At 37.1% G+C, this 21,091-nt stretch carries 20 protein-coding genes and 1 riboswitch; of the genes, 10 read left to right on the forward strand and 10 right to left on the reverse strand.

Annotated elements, in window-relative coordinates; all coding sequences use genetic code 11:
- The first annotated feature begins 26 nt into the window (after positions 1–26).
- The 4 genes from D8M06_RS03980 (at position 27) to D8M06_RS03995 (ending at position 3,691) form a co-directional block, all read left to right on the forward strand.
- On the forward strand, positions 27–1,250 hold the full coding sequence (locus D8M06_RS03980; protein ID WP_121203036.1) for an ABC transporter permease: 1,224 nt from the start codon (positions 27–29) through the stop codon (positions 1,248–1,250).
- Entirely contained in the window at positions 1,247–2,374 is a 1,128-nt protein-coding gene (locus D8M06_RS03985) for an ABC transporter permease (protein WP_121203037.1), read from the forward strand. The genes D8M06_RS03980 and D8M06_RS03985 overlap by 4 nt, the downstream gene beginning before the upstream one ends.
- Complete coding sequence (locus tag D8M06_RS03990; RefSeq protein WP_121203038.1) at positions 2,367–3,038, forward strand: ABC transporter ATP-binding protein; 672 nt, start codon at positions 2,367–2,369, stop codon at positions 3,036–3,038. The genes D8M06_RS03985 and D8M06_RS03990 overlap by 8 nt, the downstream gene beginning before the upstream one ends.
- Before the next feature lie 62 nt (positions 3,039–3,100).
- Positions 3,101–3,691 carry a lytic transglycosylase domain-containing protein gene (locus D8M06_RS03995; RefSeq protein ID WP_121203039.1) on the forward strand — a complete coding sequence of 197 codons (591 nt, stop codon included), beginning with the start codon at positions 3,101–3,103 and terminating at the stop codon, positions 3,689–3,691.
- 101 nt (positions 3,692–3,792) lie between these two features.
- Here the strand turns inward: D8M06_RS03995 and D8M06_RS04000 are convergent, their stop codons facing one another.
- Entirely contained in the window at positions 3,793–4,764 is a 972-nt protein-coding gene (locus D8M06_RS04000; RefSeq protein WP_241558798.1) for an alpha/beta fold hydrolase, read from the reverse strand.
- Positions 4,765–5,181: 417 nt separating this feature from the next.
- On the opposite strand from D8M06_RS04000, the gene D8M06_RS04005 reads away from it, so the two are divergent.
- Together D8M06_RS04005 and D8M06_RS04010 are read left to right on the forward strand one after the other, a co-directional pair.
- The gene (locus D8M06_RS04005; RefSeq protein WP_121203040.1) at positions 5,182–5,586 is read left to right on the forward strand and encodes a hypothetical protein; all 405 of its coding nucleotides are present in this window, start codon (positions 5,182–5,184) and stop codon (positions 5,584–5,586) included.
- A gap of 137 nt (positions 5,587–5,723) precedes the next feature.
- The gene (locus D8M06_RS04010) at positions 5,724–6,185 is read left to right on the forward strand and encodes a hemerythrin domain-containing protein (protein WP_241558799.1); all 462 of its coding nucleotides are present in this window, start codon (positions 5,724–5,726) and stop codon (positions 6,183–6,185) included.
- Positions 6,186–6,296: 111 nt separating this feature from the next.
- Here D8M06_RS04010 and D8M06_RS04015 read toward each other — a convergent pair whose 3' ends face one another.
- Both D8M06_RS04015 and D8M06_RS04020 read right to left on the reverse strand, forming a co-directional pair.
- Complete coding sequence (locus tag D8M06_RS04015; RefSeq protein ID WP_121203041.1) at positions 6,297–7,631, reverse strand: CoA-disulfide reductase; 1,335 nt, start codon at positions 7,629–7,631, stop codon at positions 6,297–6,299.
- Between the two features lie 92 nt (positions 7,632–7,723).
- Positions 7,724–9,187 carry an MDR family MFS transporter gene (locus D8M06_RS04020; RefSeq protein WP_121203042.1) on the reverse strand — a complete coding sequence of 488 codons (1,464 nt, stop codon included), beginning with the start codon at positions 9,185–9,187 and terminating at the stop codon, positions 7,724–7,726.
- Between the two features lie 215 nt (positions 9,188–9,402).
- Between D8M06_RS04020 and D8M06_RS04025 the strand changes: the two genes are divergently transcribed.
- Positions 9,403–10,560 (forward strand): tetratricopeptide repeat protein, encoded by a 1,158-nt coding sequence (locus D8M06_RS04025; protein ID WP_121203043.1) that lies wholly within the window; start codon positions 9,403–9,405, stop codon positions 10,558–10,560.
- Positions 10,561–10,658: 98 nt separating this feature from the next.
- Here the strand turns inward: D8M06_RS04025 and D8M06_RS04030 are convergent, their stop codons facing one another.
- The 3 genes from D8M06_RS04030 to D8M06_RS04040 all read right to left on the reverse strand — a co-directional run bounded on the left by D8M06_RS04030 (position 10,659) and on the right by D8M06_RS04040 (position 13,185).
- A complete protein-coding gene (locus tag D8M06_RS04030; RefSeq protein WP_121203044.1) occupies positions 10,659–10,808 on the reverse strand; it encodes an FbpB family small basic protein in 150 nt (49 codons plus the stop codon).
- Positions 10,809–10,941: 133 nt separating this feature from the next.
- On the reverse strand, positions 10,942–11,907 hold the full coding sequence (locus tag D8M06_RS04035) for an aromatic acid exporter family protein (protein ID WP_158591725.1): 966 nt from the start codon (positions 11,905–11,907) through the stop codon (positions 10,942–10,944).
- Between the two features lie 423 nt (positions 11,908–12,330).
- Entirely contained in the window at positions 12,331–13,185 is an 855-nt protein-coding gene (locus D8M06_RS04040) for a malate synthase (protein ID WP_121203046.1), read from the reverse strand.
- Between the two features lie 324 nt (positions 13,186–13,509).
- Here D8M06_RS04040 and D8M06_RS04045 point away from each other — a divergent pair, with 324 nt between their 5' ends.
- On the forward strand, positions 13,510–14,127 hold the full coding sequence (locus tag D8M06_RS04045; RefSeq protein WP_121203047.1) for an RraA family protein: 618 nt from the start codon (positions 13,510–13,512) through the stop codon (positions 14,125–14,127).
- 209 nt (positions 14,128–14,336) lie between these two features.
- Here the strand turns inward: D8M06_RS04045 and D8M06_RS04050 are convergent, their stop codons facing one another.
- From D8M06_RS04050 to D8M06_RS04060, 4 genes are all read right to left on the reverse strand, one after another.
- Positions 14,337–15,845, reverse strand: coding sequence for a sodium:solute symporter family protein (locus D8M06_RS04050; protein ID WP_121203048.1), 1,509 nt, complete (start codon positions 15,843–15,845; stop codon positions 14,337–14,339).
- A 97-nt stretch (positions 15,846–15,942) separates the two neighbouring features.
- On the reverse strand, positions 15,943–17,310 hold the full coding sequence (locus tag D8M06_RS04055; protein WP_121203049.1) for an LLM class flavin-dependent oxidoreductase: 1,368 nt from the start codon (positions 17,308–17,310) through the stop codon (positions 15,943–15,945).
- 116 nt (positions 17,311–17,426) lie between these two features.
- Positions 17,427–17,561: a hypothetical protein gene (locus D8M06_RS20255; RefSeq protein WP_277749462.1), complete on the reverse strand. Its 135-nt coding sequence runs from the start codon at positions 17,559–17,561 to the stop codon at positions 17,427–17,429.
- A gap of 158 nt (positions 17,562–17,719) precedes the next feature.
- Positions 17,720–17,824, reverse strand: a riboswitch (SAM riboswitch).
- Positions 17,825–17,980: 156 nt separating this feature from the next.
- On the reverse strand, positions 17,981–18,445 hold the full coding sequence (locus tag D8M06_RS04060; protein WP_121203099.1) for a flavin reductase family protein: 465 nt from the start codon (positions 18,443–18,445) through the stop codon (positions 17,981–17,983).
- A 273-nt stretch (positions 18,446–18,718) separates the two neighbouring features.
- On the opposite strand from D8M06_RS04060, the gene D8M06_RS04065 reads away from it, so the two are divergent.
- Both D8M06_RS04065 and D8M06_RS04075 read left to right on the forward strand, forming a co-directional pair.
- A complete protein-coding gene (locus D8M06_RS04065) occupies positions 18,719–19,876 on the forward strand; it encodes an acyl-CoA dehydrogenase family protein (protein WP_241558801.1) in 1,158 nt (385 codons plus the stop codon).
- 326 nt (positions 19,877–20,202) lie between these two features.
- On the forward strand, positions 20,203–21,075 hold the full coding sequence (locus tag D8M06_RS04075) for a transporter substrate-binding domain-containing protein (RefSeq protein WP_121203052.1): 873 nt from the start codon (positions 20,203–20,205) through the stop codon (positions 21,073–21,075).
- Positions 21,076–21,091 lie beyond the last annotated feature (16 nt).

Genomic DNA, 21,091 nt, shown 5'->3' on the forward strand with positions numbered 1-21,091 from the left:
CCTCTTAATGAAATGGAAGTGCCTACATGAAAACAATAAAACATATCTTACTGTTCATAAAAAATATTGTAGTGCAGGTAAAGAGGAAGTGGATCTCACTTCCTCTTCTTTTCGTCTTTCCTATTATTGCTGTTGGACTAGTCATAACCATTATCGCTTCATTCTTCTATCCAGATGAACAGCAGCCTATTCAAATAGGTATTGTTGATCTCGACGAATCAGATGAAACCCAATTAGTTACAGACCTAATTGAAGAATCCTCCCAACTTGGTTCATACATTCAGGTACATAAAATGAAAGAAAAAGAAGCACAGGAATCGATTGGCAATAATGAGATTAGTGCCTATATTATTTTCCCAAACAAGTTTACCAAAAGTTTATATCAAGGCCATCCAGTAGAACTGCCAATCGTAGGAAATCCTAAAAAGCAAATGGATAGTTTATTGATCCGTGAAATCATAGAGAGTGTTTCACGTCACATTCGAGCTTCCCAAGCAAACATCTTGACGATTAACTATTTCGCTAAAGAGTTAGGTATGAACGATGAACAGAGGAATGAACTTGTATTTGAACAATTTAAAGAGTTTGTCTTTTATACTTTAGGCTCGAACCAAATAGTAAATGAAAGAGACATTACCAATCAGGCAACCACCTCTCCTTTTCACTATTTTGGTATGGGTTTCTGGTTTATCTGTCTATCCATTTGGCTTTTCATTATTTATAATTATCTATATACAGATAGTCACTTACGAATGAAACAGAGAGTGCGGCTATATGGTGTAACCGAACTGCAGCAAATAATTGCTAGAATAATCGTATCCATGATAAGTTCCTTGTTATTCTGTGGTATCCTATTTTTCTCCATCGATAAATTATTGGATTTCGAACTAAGTGTTCCTGATTATAGCAAAGGAATAATGTTAACGGTCCTTTACAGTATTACTTTACTGGGTATTCTGGCCATCATAGAAGTTGTTATCGTATCAAATAAGTTACGTTTACTTGCACAATCTATTGTTCTACTAATGAGTCTCGTTGTAAGTGGGGCCATAATACCAGTAATTTACTATCCTCAATGGTTGCAGGGGTTGGTTACCTATAGTTTTACATACGAAACATTTTATTGGCTGATTGAAATGTTGCTTAATAATCGGATTTTTATTGACTTTCTGCCTATATCCATCATGGCATCGATAGCAATAAGTACCCTAGTAGGAATCTCATTGTGGAAGGAGCGTGTGATTGATTGATAGATATAATAAAAACACGCTTCATTCATTGGAAAAAACAAAGAATTAGCCTCCTCTTTTGGCTGCTATTTCCAATGATTTGCACAATATTTATTATTCAATTAATAACGGCTATACAAGAAGATAGCCAAATACCAGTTGGCATTGTTATGGAAGAAGATACGGTTCTTGCCAATCACCTATACGCAAAAATCAAAAACACCCCCATTCTCCGGGTTGTTAATGTTACAGAAACAGAAGCTAAACAAAAAGTAGAAAGCCATGAATTAGATAGTGCCTTTGTTATACAAGAAGATTATGAAGAAAATATTAAAAAAGGAAAAAGAAACTGGCTGATTAAGAGTTATTCTTCTAATTTATCTTTTGCATTTACACCAGTAAAGGAAATGATCATTTCTTTCGTGCAAGAAGAAACCGGTCGATCCAAAACTGCTCATACAGTTCATGATTTAAGCACTGATTCTGAAATCAAATTTTCATGGGAAGAAGTGACCAAAAAGGCAAAGAATATTCAAGTAGAAGAAGATTTACTTCTGACGACTTTTTCATTTGCCAATACGCCTAATGCTAGTAAAGATCCCAACATAACTCCGGTAAATACATGGGGAATTTGGGCGGTCCTTAGCCTTTTATCGACTTTTCTAATATTTGATTGGGTCATTAAAGAAAGGAAGAGCGTACTCCTCTTACGATATCCATTTATAAGGTTTTCGATAAAAAGTTTTCTTTTGCGGAATTTACTCTTATATACTATGTTATTATTCTTCGTGGACATCATCACAGTAATTTTGTTTCATTACGTACTCAATGAATCATTAACACTAGCGGGGATAGGATTACTTTTCATGTACCGTTTTATGATTAATTTAGGTGCATTTCTTAGTGGTTTGATGTTTCATCGTCTCATGAGCTACTATGGTTTTTCATTTATTATTACTATGTTTATCAGTATCCTAAGCGGGGCTACCGTACCAATAGACGGGTTAACCAATCGTTTTCCATGGATAGTAATATACAATCCGCTCTATAGTTTTCTAGAACAAGAATGGTTTAATCCTTGGCTTTTACTATTACTACTAGTAGTTATACTATGGAGGATAAAAGGAGTGAAATACAATGCTTGAAGTACATTCACTGTCTAAGTCGTACGGCAATAAAACAATTATTCAAGATATTTCCTTTACGGTTCAGCCAACAGAAATTGTTGGTCTAGTTGGTGAAAATGGTGCCGGTAAGTCCACTCTTCTGTCTATTCTGGCAACACTTCTTAAACCAACTAAAGGGACAATTGCTTTAGAAAATCTCAACTATTTATCGCATAGAAAATTACTGAGAGAGAAGATTGGTTTCGTTCCCCAGGACATTGCAATTTGGGATAACTTTACCGTTGAAGAAAATATGATTTTTTTTGAAAAGTTATCCTGGAAAAATAAAAACAACAAAGAACTAAGACAGCTTTGTCTAAGTATGAATCTGGATAAGTGGAAAGAACCAGTGAAGAATTTATCAGGGGGCATGAAAAGAAAGCTCAATTTAGCAATTAGCTTAATCCATGATCCAGAATTGCTATTACTTGATGAACCTACCGCTGGCATTGACTTAAAATCGCGAAAGGAAATTGGGAGCTATTTGAAATCTTTAGCAACGGAACATGAAAAAATGATTATTTATACTTCCCATGATATGGATGAAATTACAAGTATTTGTGACCGCGTTCTCTGTATCGGGCAAGATGCTTTCTATCAAAATCTATTGGAATCATCTGGTAAACCATTGCTTGCCTTTTAAATTTGCTAATTAGCGCGCTTCACCTTAAAATATATGATAGATTGATAAGGGGGAAATTTAACATGGAAATAAGAGATTTGCAGCAACTCATGCAATTACAGGCAATGTCCTTAATGACATCAAGAACCAACACTGCCTCAGAAGTTTCCCCTATGGCAGATGCTGCGTTTAAACAATTACTTCAGGAAAAAATCGATCAAGCTGTCATGAAACAAAACAAAATGATGAATGGTTCAGATCCCATGATATTCCCACCAATGAAGAATGTACCTATTACTACATCTTATCAATCAGAAGTTCAAGAAGCAGCTTCCAAATATGGGATTGATCAGAATCTGATACACGCCGTTATTAAGAACGAATCTAATTATAATGCTTTTGCCAAGAGTTCTGCCGGTGCACAAGGGCTGATGCAATTAATGCCTTCTACAGCTAGAGCACTAGGGGTAACCAATTCTTTTGATGCCAAACAGAATATTGAAGGTGGCACAAAATATCTAACCCAGATGTTGCAACGTTATAATGGAAACACAGAACTTGCTCTTGCGGCATACAATGCAGGCCCTGGAAATGTCGATAAATATCAGGGTATTCCTCCTTTTAAAGAAACACAAATTTATGTAAAAAAGGTAATGAATGACTATCTTGCATGATTTTAAATTCTAAGTTTCTTGCATTAAAAGACTCAGATTTACTTCTGAGTTCTTTATTTTAGTACGCTGCTATAATTACAATAGCTTAAGTTTTTCACGATTTAGTTACTACTTATATTCAATACATCTGTTTGCAGAATTTGTAAAAACTTCTCTTTTTCTTCGATAAACGGAGAATGAGCGGAGTCCTCAAAAGTATAGAAGTTTTTTGATGGTGCCTCTATTTTTTTATAAAATCTCCTGGCCTCTTTGTAAGAAGTTTGGTAATCATGCATACCATGTATGATTACAACAGGAACGTCATAACGAGGTGCCATTAATGCAGCATCAGCTTTTGCCATTATCTCACTTAATGCGTCATAACTATAATAAATCCCACTTGGTATATTTAAACGCTCTTTCCATGAATATTTTCTGCAAGTGAGTAGGTCTTTAATGCCTTGCCAATTGGAATATCCTGTTCTCTTCACTCCCCCACCAAATTTATTGAGATATTTCCCTAGAATTCTACGAAAACCCTGATTCTTATAAAAATCTTTATCGAACGTAACGGAACGAATATCCTTCTCTGCCCTTTTGTCCCCTTTTTTAATCGCTGTTTCCAACAAAAATTCATATGTATCTCTGTTAGATTCAAAATGTCTTCCAAACTGCCCCACACCAATATAAGCATGAAAATACTGAGGATATCGACTAACAACAATACTAGCTAGTAATGTGCCAAAAGAGTGACCACAAATGTAAATCTTTTTCTTGTTAAACTTTTCCCTGAGATAATTTGATATTTTCAATGCATCCGAGATTAACCGTTCTAATGTAAGGTCACCTTGAGTTGATGGGTTATAAGACATACCTGTACCTCTTTGTTCCCAATAACATATTGTAAAACTATCTTCCCACGAAAGTCCAGATTGTTTAATGATAGGATATTGCGGAAACCCAGGTCCTCCATGCAAAAATAAAAGAACGGGATTCTCGAAATCCGTCGACTCGATAAATAACCCATTTTTATGACCTTCAATATCTACAAATTCTTTCATGAAGTGAACATTCGTTACATCATCAACAGCCAAAACCACTACACCACCCTTATTATCTATTCAACTAAACTACTTCATTAGCAACAATATGCTATAGTTTTTTTTCGAATGACAACTACTTTCGTTTGTGTCTCCTTGTGCTATCGCGTCTTAAGGAGAATCACCTTTACTTTTGCTACCACAGAAGTCTTCGTGTATTTCCGCTAATTTGGTGCTTTTTAACTCCTTAAGATGTATCTATATTATATAACCACGTTGACCACTATTAAGCTAGTTGATTGGAACGGAGGTCAGGAAACTCCTTGAAAATGAAAGAGCACATTTGGATAGCAGTTAAATTCACTTAATTGTACTTATATAACAAACACACCTCTTAAAATAATCGGTAAAATAAAGATAGCATGCAATGAGTCTATTCTTGTTATACAGAAATAAGGGATGGGATGGATTATGAATCAAAAAAAACAACTTTTCTTTTTAACCGGTTCAATGCAATTGTTCGTAGGTCTAGGGGCTGTAGCTGCTGGAATTGGTTTTATTTTACAATCAAACGGCAGTTATTCATGGATGTCTGTCGAGATTTTGAAGAAATCACCGTTTGAAGATTTTTTAATTCCTGGTATTGTTTTATTAACCATCATAGGACTTGGTAGCATCTTTGGCAGTTACCTATCTTTTAAACAATATTTCTTTTCTGGAAAGATTTCCATGTTTCTTGGACTAGCACTGGCCATGTGGATTTCCATTCAAGTATATTGGGTTGGTTGGGTAAGTTGGTTACAACCAGTCTATTTGGCTTTAGGATTCATACAAGTTATTTTAGGTTACAGCACTTTTAGGTTATACCATGAGTAACTAGCATCATCATTTTTTATTGAGGATTTCCCTTTTTCTGCTTATCTCTTGAAACCGTATCGTAGATGTATTACCCATTCACTAGGGGGTAAAATGTATACTAAGATTAACAGCATTAATTACGGAGGAGGCTTTCAATGGATAAACGGAAAAAAGGAATCAACCGGCATGAATCATTATATCCACTCTCTCACCACCATCATCATGCATTGTTTTTAGCATTACAATTGAAAAGAATCGGAACAGATAAAAGTGAATTAACGGCAGAAGAGATGAAAAGCAGACTAGAGACTTTCTGGATTAAGGACGGAAATCAGCATTTCCGAGATGAAGATGAAATTCTTCTGCCGATATATGCCAAATATAAGGACATTAACCAAGCTGAAATTGTTGAAATGTTAGTAGAACATGTAACAATACGTTCACAAGTACAACAAATACTTACTTCAGATGAGAATCTAGTTTTTTTAATGAACAATCTCGGTCATTTATTAGAAACACACGTTAGAAAAGAAGAACGTGTCATCTTCCCCATGATTGAAAAATCATTGCCAGAATATGAATTGAAAAAATTAAAACCCTATTTACACGTGGATTGAAGTTCCACCAAATAATAAGTAAACTACAAGAAGTCGTTAGCATACCAATTCATTACTGATTGGTATGCTTAATTATTCCGCCTAATTTAAAATCGAATCTCCTGGAAACACTCATCTTTTTACCTTTCTAGCCATTTGCTGCACGGGATCCCATACTCCGTTATATGGCGGAGCGTAGGCAAGGTCCAAATCCAGTAACTGATGGATCGTCATTTTATTATAGAGAGCCGTGGCTAATACATCAATTCGTTTATCCACTCCTGATTTACCTATGACTTGACCTCCAAGTAATTGTTTGGTCTCTTTATGAAAAATAAGTTTTATATGTAGTGTTTCACCACCCGGATAATACCCTGCATGGGAATTAGCTTGCGTAACTTGAACCTCGTATGGTAATTTATATCGTTTTGCTTCTTTTTCACTTAACCCTGTCCTTCCTAAGGTTAAATCAAAGAATTTCATTATAGATGTCCCGACAATTCCATTAAATGTCAAGGCGTTTCCTGCCATGTTTGCACCAGCAATCCTTCCCTGCTTGTTCGCAGTGGTACCTAGCGGGATATAGTCATCAACTTGTTTGATAATATGATATTGAGTTGCACAATTACCCGCCGCATAAATATTCTTAAGCGATGTTTCCATATAGGCATTTACGTGGATAGCTCCTTGCCCATTTATATAAATCCCTGTATCTTTTAGCATATTTGTATTCGGTTGGACTCCTATTCCTATAAGCACAAAATCTGTTTTGTATGATTGTTTATCCGTATGAACAGATTCTACCCTTCCGTCACCGGAAAAGCCTTGTACTGACTCACCAAGTATAAGTTCTATTCCTTCTTTTCTAGCTTCATCATGAATCAGTTCAGCCATCTCTTCATCAAATATATTAGCAACCTGTTCACCGCGCTGTATGAGTGAGACATGTTTACCAAGATTCTTAAAGTTCTCAGCCATTTCCAATCCAACATATCCACCACCAACAATCGTCACATGCTTTCGATCGTCCGTAAGATCCTTCATAATCTCTGTTGTATCAGGCATGGTTTTTAACGTATGAATTCCCTTTAAATGAACACCGTTCCAATCTGGTACGATAGGATCAGACCCTGAGGCGATAAGCAAACGATCATACGTAATTTGAAACTTCTCCTTGGTGTTTGTGTGGATTCCGCTAACTGTCTGTTGTTTTGCATCAATACTGGTTACCTCTGTATTTATTCTGGCATCTATATGATATTTTTCACGAAACGTCTCCACACTTCGCGCAATAACCTTATCCAAAGAGGGGATGATACCACCTATTACATAAGGCAATCCACACTGGCCATACGAATAATCTTCCCCTTTCTCAAGAACCGTAACTTGTGCAGACTGATCTGTACGAATAATTTCCATTGCTGCACTCATTCCAGCAGCTACACCACCAATAATCACATAACGCAAAATAACATTCCTCCTTTTCTTTTACATTACCCTTATTGTAGAAAATTTAACAAAAAATAGCCCAAATCCATAAAAGATTTGAGCTACTTTCGTTAAATTTTTTCGAACAGTTTTTCTTTCGCCTGTTCCTTTTCCTTCAACCTCTCTTGGTCCATTCTTTCTAGTTCGTCTTGCGAAATTCTCTTGTCTTTCACAAAGTAAGAAATAATTAAACCAAGAAGGGATAGTGCAGCAACTACCATGAATGCAACATTGGCACCATAAATATCCGGTCGGACCACTTCCGTATTCGCTAAGGACTCTTCTGATGTCGTCATTACTGTAACAAGTATGGCAGTACCAACAGAAGCCGCAATTTGTCTCATCGTATTATCCATTGCTGCACCGTGAGGGATTAATCGTTTTGGCAATTGATTTAATCCTGCCGTAGCAATAGGCATCATCACCATTGATAACCCAAACATTCGAATGCTGTACATAATGGTTAAGAAAGCTAGAGAGGTAGACGGATCTAACCTTGTAAAAGGAATGGATGACAAAGTGATGATACTTAACCCAATCATTACTAGTTTTCTCGCTCCAAATCTATCAAATATTCTTCCCGTAATCGGAGACATGAATCCAGTAATTAATGCACCTGGCAGCAAGGCTAAACCTGCTTCAAAAGCAGTAAAATCACGCATGTTTTGCATATAAAGCGGAATTAATGTTTCTACCCCAATCAACCCCATGAACGCAATCATTCCGATAGCAACTGCTAAAGGAAAAATAGAGTAAGTAAAAACTCTAAACTCTAACATTGGGTGATTTAATCTTAACTGTCTCAGGATAAACACCACAAGCGCTATTGCCCCAATGGAAAGTGCCAAGATAGTAATACCAGCTAGCCAGCCATTGTTCCCTGCTGAAGTGAATCCGTACAGCAGTCCACCAAAGCCAAATGAAGATAAAATAACTGATGGAATATCAAGCTTGGGTTTCGATAATTCCGTTACATTTTTCAAGGCAAAAAAAGCAATAACGATATCAATAATAGCGATTGGAAGAATAATAAAGAACAATACTCTCCAGGAATAATGTTCAGTCACCCAACCAGATAAAGCTGGACCAATAGCTGGAGCAAATGAAATAACCAGGCCAATTAAGCCCATCGCTGCTCCACGCCTATGGACCGGAAAAATCATTAAAAATACAGTCTGCATCAATGGGAGCATGACACCTGCCCCAACAGACTGGATGACCCTTCCGACTAATAAAATAGTAAAATTTGAAGCAATCCCAGCAACTAATGTGCCAAAAGCAAAAATACTCATTGCCGTAATAAATAGTTGTCTGGTTGTAAAACGTTCTAATAAAAAGGCGCTGACAGGGATCATAATACCACTGACAAGCATAAAGACCGTTGTTAACCACTGAGCAGTATTCGCAGTAATCCCCATTTCATCCATTACTGGAGGGATTGCTGTAATCATTAATGTCTGGTTCAAAATAGCAATAAACGACCCTGCAAGCAACAGGGCAACAATCGTTTTTCTGTTAAACTCTATATTTTTCATAACTTCCACCTCATGCTGCACACCATTTCTTATGGAGTATTTATTTACTTTATATAGAATACATGAAAATAGTCTATTAATCTACAGTAATTTATAACTGGTAAGATTGGAGACTTGAACTCTGGATACTTGAAAAAGAATGTATATCAAATTATTTTTAAATTTACAGGTGAACTGATACACTTAGAATAAAATTTTAAGATTGGAGTATACGTATGTCAAAAATGGATATTTTTAATTTATATGAGAATATAAAGGATCATATAAATGAAACAAACAAAAACGATTTAGAAGCTATCGTAGAAGAATTTAAGCATGGACGTTATGCAATGGTCTTATCAGCTACAACTGAATTTCGCAAAAACCATGAAATAGACAAAGAGCTAGCGAGAACATTATCCTTGATTGATGCTACTTGTCATTCGCAAATCGGAGAAGAGAAACGAGCAGCTGGTATTATCAAGAATCTATATGAGGATTCAGTGGAAAAGCCAGTTGATGACTTAATCATATATGCTGACCTAGCTTTCATGTGCGACTATAAGCTTGCAAGAAAAATAATGTCAGATGCCGTAAAACAAATCGAAAATGAAGAAGCGTTGGACAAAGCAAAAGCTGCTCATGCTTACTTAGTATTAGGGGAAGCCGAAGAGAAGCTAGAAAAATTCATTCGAGCAATTAAATACTTCAAAACTGGCCTAACATATTATCAGGAAGAGAGCACACAGAACATGGAAATGATTGTTTTCTTACACTTTAAACTTGGTGCACTCCATTCCCTGATTAATGAAACGGATAAAGCCATCGAATATTTGAAAGAGACAATCAAACTTACAGAAGAAAATGATATAGATAAAAATGATATAGAAATTAGAATAAACAGTCTGGTGAGTTTAGCGAAAATGTATGGAAGTAAAGAGGAACACGAGAAAGCTATTACATATTTGCAGGAAGCTATTCCATTACTAGAAGGTTCCTCTCTGGAAAATAAATTAGTACACGCGGAAGCTTTTACAGAGATGGCATTTAATTATTTCGATCAATCCATGCTTGATGAGGCAGTGCCTTACTATGAAAAGGCAATCACTATGCATTTAGGACTCCCTAATTATTCTCCGAGACAACTTGGAATGATTTATATGCAATATGCTTACTCCCTGGAGCATAAGGAGCAACCAGATAAATCACTTGCAGCCAGAAACTATGAGCAAGCAATAGAGCAGCTAGAAAAAACGACTGATATCGAATTACTAGAGAATGCCCTCGCAGATGTAATCGCCTTTTTCGGAAGTATAGATAACCCACGAAAAAAACGCCTCTATGAAAATAAATTTGTAAAAATGGACAGAGGGAAGGGTTCCTTGCCCCATTAATTTCTTCATGAAAAAACTCCTATATAATATCCTTCCACACAGTTTAAGAGTATCGTTATATTATATAGGAGCATGATTTGATATTGGATTTAAATCCTTTACTTCATTTCTTGTAATTTTCTCTTTACTAAGTCTTCTTGTTTTTTCTCCAACCGCATTTCTATTTGTTTGATGCGCTTTTTATCTTCTAATATTTCCTGTTTATTTTGTTGAACCAATTGTTCAAAATTAATAGATCGTGCCCTCATCTTACCTACTCCTTTTATCTATTATGTTTCTACTTATATTATACCCGAAATTTCTGACTATTAACCTAAATTGTTTGAACATTTTATGAATATTTTATTTTATTTATTTTCACTTTCCAATTCCTGTAAAACTTTAATTACTAATTTTCGCAAATAGCATTTTCTTTATAGTGATGTAATTTTCAATTTCATAAATAAGATAAAATAAATTTGCTCGTAATTCGAACTCTTCTCTGGTCGTTGGCAGTTCCGTATCTCGCATAGATGCTTTTAATTGCTCTAATTTATGTAAAGAGATTTCGGTTGTATCCCCGGAATGAACATGTTTGCTTAAATTCTCCAAGTATTCAGCAAACATTTCCTTTTGTTTGACATGAATGCCTAAGGAAGACACAATAGAAACCATTTTTACTATTCGATTTAGCAATTCCAATTGATCTTCTCGCATTTCAAGATAATAATAATCCTTATTTTGTTTTCTAAGAAAATGGTTTTCTACATCCTGAATGGCAACACTTTTAGATTGATTAATAATTTCTTCTGCCTCTAATAATTCTTTGCCACTCCAGTTTCGTTCACTATCCCTTAAGTAAGCAGCCAGTTCATAGAGAATGACTTCAAACTTTTGTTCAATTTTATACTTATAGTTTTCAATCTCTCTCTTGAGGTTTGGCATAAAACTGTTAACGAATAAGGCAATGCTCATTCCTATGATAATAAGGGATAATTCATTTAGGAAGATATTCATATCTGCGTTTTGCACTGTATAAAGGTGCAAAACAACTACCATACTCGTAACAAAACCGCCTTGTATCCGTGCTTTTACGAGGACTGGGATAAACAATAGAATGAAGAAGGAAAAAACAATAGGATTATAACCGAATAATTCAAAGAACACTGCTCCTAAGATGACAGATAAAATTGAAGCAAAGAACTTTTTTTGTATCGTGTGGAGTGTCTTTTTCTTAGTTTTTTCAATACACATAATAACGATAATTGCTGCAAATGTCGCAAACTCCAGCTGCAGTAAATCAGCCACCCAAATCGCTAACCCCGCTCCAACTGCTGTCTTTAACGTCCGATAACCCATACCACTCATTATTTCCATGCACCTACTCTGTATTTAATATATAAATGGTTTCATATTTCGATTTAATAAACCGCAACTTATAATAAAACTCCCCCATTCTTTCGTGCTTAATTTCTATGCTATTGCCTGAAAAAAACAATGTATTTCCACTTCATTGTATGTATAATAATTCACAATGTAAAATAAATGTAACTTAGAAAATCCTCTTGTTAGATGACAAATCGCTAATTGGAGAATATAAAAAAGGCGTAAAAATGCTTCGGTAATATAATCAGATTCATTGGAGAGTTGGGGAGTTTCCTACGTGTTCTCACAAATACTTTTCTCCCTATAGGAATCTACGAATATTTCCGAAGCCACTTTTATACTTTATTCGTCTTTTAAATCAAATCAGCCCTATTTTTACTTTTAAAGCATTGTGGGAATTACCATTTAAATACGCATTAATGCACCATTAGCTTTTGGTATCTCTTCTTTTCTTATTTGATTCATTCTACAGAAATGATCTAAAAATTGTTGTGCCAACTTTTGTTCATTTGGGTCAGTTTTCACCGAAACTAAATCATGTAAAATCTGAGCCATCCATAAGTTATCAAAATAACGGTATTTCCCTGTGTTCCATGTCATTTTGTTAGGATATTTTTCATTTACATAATAATCCCAGAAAAGCATCCTCTCCGATTCTTCGTCTGTTAGTTGAAGTCTGTATTCAGAATGAGCAGGAATATATCCATCTTCACATAGCTTCCCAATAAAATCTTCCCCCACCATATAAACGCCTAATATACGTCTGTCTTTTTCAGGCATAGCGGAGTCTCTTGCTGTAATAAGACAAGCACTATTTTGATGTATACGAGTTGGTTTGTTAGGTTTTCCTTTATTAATACCACTTTTTATAATACCAGTAAAACATTCCCACTCTGTAAACGAACGTTTCTGATCTTCAGTGTCACACCAAAAGACCATTTGTGATTTAGGGTGAAGTTTATGGTTTTTCATCAGTTTTTCATGTTCTAAGCGAAGCAGTCGTTCTTTCCGAAGCAGTTTTTTTTCCTCATCCTTCTCTTGTTCTCTCTTTAGTCGCTCCACTTCCTGCTTTTGTATAACTTTTTCGAGTGAATGAGCAGCACTTTGATCATTTAGTTTTAAATATTTACCAAACGCATCAGGGAATACGAACTTTTTATTTTCCGTTGCAAAATGTACTTCTATTAAAGATTCATTATGTTTAACAACACTACCCTTGCCAAAGCGCTTATGTGTAACTTCCTTATTGATTAGATTCATGATCCTTATCCTCCTTATAGTAAAAAGAACATAAAAAAAGAGCTTCCCGCATTCCTTTTAGAAACATTACATTGATATCTGAATTTCGATTAAAAAAATAATTGTAAGATAATTATAACATGTTCTCAAAAAAATCACAAATTCCTTATTGACACGCATGTAATGGTATTGTAAAATAAAAGATTATTTTATTTAAACATAAATCTTGAACACATAAACAATAACGTTATATATTAATTTTTTAATAATAGTCTATTTTCTATTTTTACATCTTTCTGTATAATAAAATTATCCATATCATTTGTTGATGAAAGGTTGGTATAAATGGACCTGATAGAAGAATTTAAATCGCTGCCTACCACTTGTGTCTCCGATGTATTAAGGGGCTTAAACAACCTTGATCCTTCAATCAAACCTCTTAAGGAGGAATATAAAATAGCTGGAAGAGCCTTCACCGTAAAGATTCCTGCAGGGGATAATCTAGGTATACAAAGAGCTATTAAAGAAGCATCACAAGGTGATATCCTTGTAATAGATGGAAAAGGAGAAACTTACCGAGCAATTGCTGGTGATTTCGTTATTGGCATGGCGCAGACTGTCGGTCTAGGCGGATTCATCGTAGATGGAGTAGTAAGAGATGTTGCAGAGATAAGGGAATTAAATTATCCTGTATTTTGTAAAGGATCAACCGTAGCCGCTAGTCTGAAAGTCGACCCAGGAGAAATCAATATCCCTATTTCATGTGGTGGTGTTCCAGTAAACCCGGGGGACATTATCGTAGGGGATGTAAACGGTATCGTTATCGTACCTCAAGAGAAGGCCGAGGAAACACTGCAAAAAGCCAAAAAGAAACTAGCAAAAGACAACGCACGCGACCAAAAAGTCTTAGGAAAACCAGAAGAAGTGTACAAATATATTGATGGGGTTTTGAGTAAAAAATGAAACATAGGGGCGGTTCTCATACATCATTTAAAAAATGACCAACGAGAACCGTACCTTTTTCATCCTCTTACCTTTCCTTCCAATACCACTTCCACAAAGAAAAACCAATAATTACATAAAATCCCAATAATCCATATAACCAAACCGATAACATACCATTCACAAACACCTCATTCCACCTTCCCTTTTGGAAAAACTACTAACCTCATTCAATTTGCTTTCATTTCTTGTTGAAAAACTTCTTCCCCTGTCTCGACTTTATCTTTCAAAAACCTAGATAATACAATGATGGCTGCAATACCGATAAACGTCGATACCGCCCCAGCAGACATCGTACTTGGTATAATATTACCGAAATAGAGGATAAGATAGGAAACCAATCCAATAATCATCGAAGCTTCTGCCGCTCGAGCCGAAGCCTTTCTTTTTCCGTAGACGGCATACAAAATCGGCCCTAAAGTTCCTGCAGCAACGCCAGATATCCCTATCCACATGATATCCCCCAAATAGGCTGGTGGATGAAGCACGAGTAAAAATGCAGCAAGACCTACTAACGGTACCATAAATCTACTAATCTGAAGAGCAATTCTTTGTGCTTTTTCTTCCCCTACTTTTACATAGCCACGTTTGACTAAGACTTTCAGAAAAATATCGTTGGCAAATACGGTCGAAATAGAGACAAACAAACCATCTGTTGTGGACATAGCAGCAGCTAGGATAACGACTCCAAAGACAGCAACAAGAATGGCTGGGAATGCCCAGGTCACATATTCCATCAAAGCTAAATCGGCTGTAACTGCCACATCTCCAATCGCAACTCTACTATAAATGCCTCCAAAAAGGACCAAGACACTTAAAGAAGCTGTTACCACATATGTTAGGATCATCTTACCTAGGTCTTTCTCCTTTTTCAAACCTAATACTTTGTTGAATAAATGCGGAGCAGATGCAAAAGCCCATTGCATGGTAATCGCACCTAACACCGTTCCTATCGAATAAAAATGGGTAGATTCAGGATTAAATACTTGAACGAAGTTATAATCCTGGTGACTAAGTGTGGTGGCAACACCAGAAAAAGTTCCAATAATCCCACCTTCCCAAAAGAGGACAAGTCCCGAAATAAATATAGTTAACCCTGCGATAGCCATGGTCACGGCCTGAACAGCATCTGTATAAATATCAGCAACCGCCCCACCGACAAACACATACAAAACCACAATGGCTGTAATAAATAGTAGTCCAGTCGTATAGTTCATACCGAGCAAGTATTCAAATATTCTCGCACCCGCCACAAATTGAGCAGCGATATAGAAAATATTAAAAAGGAGGATCAGTCCGGTTCCCACTCGAAGAATATCACTTTTATAAAAATCACCAAGCCAATCAGGCAATGATAGGGACTTCTGCTTGCTATTTAATTTCCTTACCTTTTTGGCCACCATCAATACCCCTATAGGACCGCCACCAATAATCGCTAGAAACAGCCAGAGATTAGATAACCCCCATTCATACGACCACCCTGGATATCCAAGAAAAGTCGCCGCACTTAAGTACGTAGCTGCGAAAGAAAAACCAAGAACATAAGGGCCAAGACTTCCGCCACCAATAGCAAAATCTCGGACATTCTTCGTTTTCCTCGAACTAATAAAACCAAGGGCCAGCATAATCACTAAGAACAACACAAACCCTATCCATGTATAAAGCGTCACTTCATTCATTTCTTTTCACACCTCCTAAAAAATAACACCCAATTTGTATAGACTGTTGATTACTTTAATTAAGAACGTAAACAAAGTTCAGCAAAGACCCTTTACATTAGATAAGTGATTTCCTCTTCCTTGCCGGATGATTATCAGGCAAATGTGGGTTTCCTGTTTCGAACAAATTTTCTCTTAACGTTTTCCCTTTGTATTCCGTACGATAAATTCCACGCTTCTGTAATTCCGGTACAACGTGGTCCACAAATTCTCGAAAAGTTTCAAGTGAATAGGATTGTGCAATATTAAATCCATCTGCATCTCCTTCAATGGCCCAAGTTTCCAACTTATCTGCAATCTGCTCCGGAGTACCAATGAATTTCACTGTCCCATTGCCAAGTCCATGGTTTTGAACCGCTTCCCGCAACGTCCATTTTTTATTCGGATCTTTCGTATACATATCCAAATTCCCCTGAACCGCTTCGGTCTCCATATCTTCCAAATACTGATCCGGATTATAAACAGAAAAATCAATACCGGTATGTCCAGAAAGTAATGCTGCTGTTCCCTCATAACTCACATGATTCTTCAAGTCTTCATACTTGGCATACGCCTCCGCTTCCGTGGAACCAATAATTGGCAGCACCATTGGAAAAATACGAATATCTTCTCCTTTTCTTCCTTGTTGGATGGTTCGATTCCGAAGATCTTTCGTATAACTCTTTAAAGCCTCCAAAGAATGACCTTTCGTGAAAACAGCCTCTGCATGTTTGGCAGCAAAATCCCTTCCTCTAGGTGAGGCACCTGCTTGAAACAGCACTGGAGTCCGTTGGGGAGAAGGTTCCGTCAGATGAACACCAGGCACACGGAAAAATTCTCCCTCGTGATCGATTGCATGTACTTTTTCTGGATTTGCAAAAATATCCTTCTCCCGATTATAAACAACCGCATCTTCTTCCCAGCTGTGCTCCCAAAGCTTATATACAACCTCTAAAAATTCATCGGCACGATCATAGCGCAATTCTTTCGGAAGTCGTCCTGATAATCCGAGATTAATAGCTTCACTTTCCAAATAAGATGTCACCACATTCCAGGCAATCCTTCCTTCTGTCAAATGATCCAACGTCGACAGCTGTCGTGCTAACGAATATGGCTGAGCATAGGTCGCAGAAATCGTCGGAGCAAAACCAATGTGTTCTGTCACCGCAGCCATCGCCGAAATTGGCAGGAGCGGATCATGCGCCGGAAGCTGAACCGCATGCCTTACCGCGGATTCATGATTCCCTCCATAAACCGAATACGTTCCAAGAACATCGGCAATAAAAACCGCATCAAACATCCCACGTTCCAAAACTTTTGCCGTCTCTGTCCAATAGCTTATCTGATTATGTTTGATTCCCTCATCTTTCTTATGCTTCCATAAACCCGTTGAATGTGGAGAAGGGGAATTTTGTACAAAACCGTTTAAATGAATTTGTTTTGCCATTTATCAACACTCCTTTTATTTGAATTTATCTTTTCTTTTGACTCTCTTTATCAACTGTAAAACTTCAAGACTAGGGTAACTTCCATGTATCAAAAAATATTTCACTAAGCAGAAATTTAGAAATGATTATAGTGATAAGCATGCAACACATTCACACCATGATCAATGGTCGATCCTGTTGGTGCATACTCTTTTAATTCATGAATCCTTTGAAAATATTCTTTCTTGTACAATGTTTTCGCCATCGTCATCCTATATCTCTCCTTTCATTTTCTTTCCCCAAACAAAATACAATTTAACCTATAATCTTACTTGGTTTAGTACAAGAATAACCCCTTGGCTGCATAGCACTGCCTGAAAATGAAAAAGCCTCTTCCGATGAGGAAAGAGGCAATATCTATGTCTCATACACTCATCTTTCAAGCATAAGCTTGCTGGAATTAGCACCTTGTTACCATGTAACGGTTGCTGCGGGATCCACGGACCAGATTCCTCCCCCGACTCTTGATAAGAGATAAATCATATTTAGTTAGTAGGAATTGTTAATATCTTAGCGAATTAACAAATGAGTTGTCAACAGAAATTTTAGATTTTTTCAAAAATAGTAGGATAGTTGGACTCCGCCGAATAGAACTAGGACTGTTCTCCTCATGAGAACCATCCAACAGAATTAAAGTTCAGACAAAGATCGATATTTCCTATTATAAAATATAAGAGGGTCCTCCTCTTCTAATTGAACTTCTCTTACCCTACCAATAAACAAGGTATGGTCCCCCTCCACGTATTCGGAAACAACCTCACAAGCTATTTGCGCAATTGATCCAGGCAAAGCTGGCTTCCCATCGATTCGGTCAAAATCCATTTCCCATTCATCTTTTAATGAACCAGAAAAAACACGCGACAACTCTTCTTGATGTGACGCTAATATATTTACTGTAAACTCTTTAGACTTTTTAACCTTACTCAGTATCCGTGTCTTTTCCCCAATCGAAATGGTTACTAATTTAGGATGAAGCGATACGGACATAAAGGCGTTAGCTGTCATCCCATGAACAACCCCATCCTCTTCCGTTAAAATAACGGTAACCCCAGTAGCGAACTTTCCCATTGCTTCACGAAACTTTTTATCATCCATCAAACCATACCCCTCAGCTTTCCCTATTACCATTCCTAACACCCTTCCGAATAAATAAAATTAATATTCCCACTATACAAATTTATTCATATATAGTAATATATGCTAAATCATATTATTCCGAGTTGTCAACTTTGTTTATATGTTCTAATGGAATATATAAAAAATTAAAAAAGGATTGAAAATTATTGGATGTCATGGAATAATATTCTTTATAATTCCGATTTGAATTGTATGAATTAAACAAAAAAGAAATACATGGAGGGAATACAAGTGAGTTTATTTAATCAAAGAAGCAGCGAAGAACGAATTCAACTTTTAACCAAAACCGTAGAACCATTTTCCAAACGAGCACTGGAACATGATAAAAACGGAACCTTTCCTTTTGAAAATTTTCATGAATTACAGGCCATTGGCTATCCAGCCCTAACCTTACCTAAAGAATACGGTGGACTAGGAATCTCGCTTTATGAAATGCTTCGTTACCAGGAAATCATTGGAAAAGCAGACGGATCCACTGCCCTTTCCATCGGTTGGCACATGGGAATCATGAAACATCTTGGCGAAAATAAAACGTGGAAGGAAGAAACGTTTACTTCTGTCGCAGAAGATGTGAAGAAAACAGGCGCCCTTTTGAATAACGCTGCCTCAGAACCCGCAACCGGAAGCCCGACACGTGGTGGCAAACCAGAGACATTTGCCAAAGAAGACGGAACCGGATGGGTAATTAACGGCCGGAAAACATTCACGACCCTCTCCCCTATCCTTAGCTATTTCGTCGTCAGTGCTTCGATTGATGGTAGCGATGATGTGGGGAACTTCTTAATAAAACGCGACAGAAATGGCGTTAAAGTCGAGGAAACTTGGGATTCAATCGCAATGCGTGGGACAGGAAGTCACGATCTCGTATTAGAAGACGTTCATGTCGACAAAGACGACCTAGTGGAAATCCTATCTACCGGCAAAAGAAAGCCAGCTGGCTGGCTATTACACATCCCTGCTTGCTATATAGGGATTGCCCAAGCCGCCCAACAAGCAGCCTTAGAATTCGCAACCACCTACTCGCCAAACAGTATCAAAGGCACCATCTCAGAATTGCCAAATGTAAAACAAAAACTCGGTGAAATCGAACTTGCTGTACTAGAAGCGAGACATTTCCTTTTCTCTATAGCAAGAAAATGGGATGAAAGTGATGAATCCACCAGAGACACCATGGGTCCTGAACTAGGAGCAGCCAAATTATCGGTCGTCAATAAATCTGTTGAAATAGTAGACCTAGCCATGCGAATTGTTGGCGCAAGAAGCTTATCCGAGAAAAATAACCTACAACTCTACTATCGCGACGTTCGAGCAGGCCTGCACAACCCACCAATGGATGATATGACTATAATGCAGTTAGCAGGAAAATCGATCGCGGGTTATCAGGAATAAATGAAGTAGAGGTAAGATTACGTTGTTAGTCCGACTAAAATCATTTGAATTATATGTTTAGGTGAGATGTTAATTTTTGTGGGAGGAATTGGGATATTTCGAGTTTTTTTGGGGGGCTGGGGATATATCGGGTTTCTTGAGATTATATCAGGCTTCCCGCATATTTATCGGGTTTCCTGAGAATTTATCAGGTTTCCTGGGATTATATCGGCTTCCCTTAAATTTAACGGGCTTCCTGAGATTATATCGGGCTTCCCTTAAATTTATATCGCCCAACCCGATCACATTTCGAAATCCAAAAAATCACAACAAAAGGAGAATTACTCATGAAAAAGAATAACCTTTTCAAACCTTTTCTTACCGGCCTAGCGGTAATCACCCTCCTAGCCGGTTGCGGTTCAGACACTACCTCCAGTACCCAAGAAGCAGAGGCTTCCTCTGACGGCGAGGTACGGACAGTAAAAATCGCTTATGATCAAGCATCCAAGCCAATTTCCTGGTTGGATGATGATGGAAATCCGACGGGCTATGATGTAGAAGTGATGAAACTAGTAGATGAGCTACTGCCAGAATACGAGTTTGAATTTGTTGGAACGACCAGTGATGACTTACTAATTGGAGTACAGCAAGGGAAATACCATGCTGGGGTGAAAAATGCTTTCTGGACGGAGGAACGGTCGGAGAACTTTATTTATCCAGAGGAATTCCTGGGGTTAAGCAGTATCGGCCTTGTTTTAACCAATGAAAATGCCCATATTGAAACGCTAGAGGATTTTGCTTCTGCAGGTTACACGCTAGCACCAATTGCGGCAAATAATGCACAATATACGATTATTGATGAATACAATCAGAAAAATCCAGATAACCCTGTCCAGTTGGAAGCTGGCGACCAATTCTCTGTCGATGTAATTCAATGGGTGAATGAAGGCCGTGTCGATGGCGGTGTTGCGATCGAAGGTTCTTTTGAAAAGCAAGTAACTGCAGAAGATGGACCCTACCACAACCTTGTCAATGATGTCGTTTATAACGAATTCAATGTCATTAAAACATGGCCACTATTTAATCTAAATGAACAAGAGTTGGCTGATGCTTATGATGAAGCCATCAAACAATTGAAAGAGAAAAAGAAAACGAATGAGCTTAGCACAGAATTTTATGGCAGAGATTTATTTAAAGTCTTAGACTCTGTCGAGAGATAACTGGAATAGGAACGAG

Origin of the sequence: Oceanobacillus halophilus (assembly GCF_003628505.1) — a bacterium.
GTDB lineage: Bacteria > Bacillota > Bacilli > Bacillales > Amphibacillaceae > Oceanobacillus > Oceanobacillus halophilus.

Bases quoted from the DNA above. Each gene is read 5' to 3' on its own strand.
- D8M06_RS04005 (WP_121203040.1), top strand. From the start codon at position 5,182: ATGAATCAAAAAAAACAACTTTTCTTTTTAACCGGTTCAATGCAATTG.
- D8M06_RS04075 (WP_121203052.1), top strand. From the start codon at position 20,203: ATGAAAAAGAATAACCTTTTCAAACCTTTTCTTACCGGCCTAGCGGTA.
- D8M06_RS04030 (WP_121203044.1), bottom strand. From the start codon at position 10,808: ATGAGGGCACGATCTATTAATTTTGAACAATTGGTTCAACAAAATAAA.
- D8M06_RS03980 (WP_121203036.1), top strand. From the start codon at position 27: ATGAAAACAATAAAACATATCTTACTGTTCATAAAAAATATTGTAGTG.
- D8M06_RS04055 (WP_121203049.1), bottom strand. From the start codon at position 17,310: ATGGCAAAACAAATTCATTTAAACGGTTTTGTACAAAATTCCCCTTCT.
- D8M06_RS03995 (WP_121203039.1), top strand. From the start codon at position 3,101: ATGGAAATAAGAGATTTGCAGCAACTCATGCAATTACAGGCAATGTCC.
- D8M06_RS04025 (WP_121203043.1), top strand. From the start codon at position 9,403: ATGTCAAAAATGGATATTTTTAATTTATATGAGAATATAAAGGATCAT.
- D8M06_RS04020 (WP_121203042.1), bottom strand. From the start codon at position 9,187: ATGAAAAATATAGAGTTTAACAGAAAAACGATTGTTGCCCTGTTGCTT.
- D8M06_RS20255 (WP_277749462.1), bottom strand. From the start codon at position 17,561: ATGACGATGGCGAAAACATTGTACAAGAAAGAATATTTTCAAAGGATT.
- D8M06_RS04060 (WP_121203099.1), bottom strand. From the start codon at position 18,445: ATGGATGATAAAAAGTTTCGTGAAGCAATGGGAAAGTTCGCTACTGGG.
- D8M06_RS04040 (WP_121203046.1), bottom strand. From the start codon at position 13,185: ATGAATCTAATCAATAAGGAAGTTACACATAAGCGCTTTGGCAAGGGT.
- D8M06_RS04035 (WP_158591725.1), bottom strand. From the start codon at position 11,907: ATGAGTGGTATGGGTTATCGGACGTTAAAGACAGCAGTTGGAGCGGGG.
- D8M06_RS03990 (WP_121203038.1), top strand. From the start codon at position 2,367: ATGCTTGAAGTACATTCACTGTCTAAGTCGTACGGCAATAAAACAATT.
- D8M06_RS04045 (WP_121203047.1), top strand. From the start codon at position 13,510: ATGGACCTGATAGAAGAATTTAAATCGCTGCCTACCACTTGTGTCTCC.
- D8M06_RS04050 (WP_121203048.1), bottom strand. From the start codon at position 15,845: ATGAATGAAGTGACGCTTTATACATGGATAGGGTTTGTGTTGTTCTTA.
- D8M06_RS04010 (WP_241558799.1), top strand. From the start codon at position 5,724: ATGGATAAACGGAAAAAAGGAATCAACCGGCATGAATCATTATATCCA.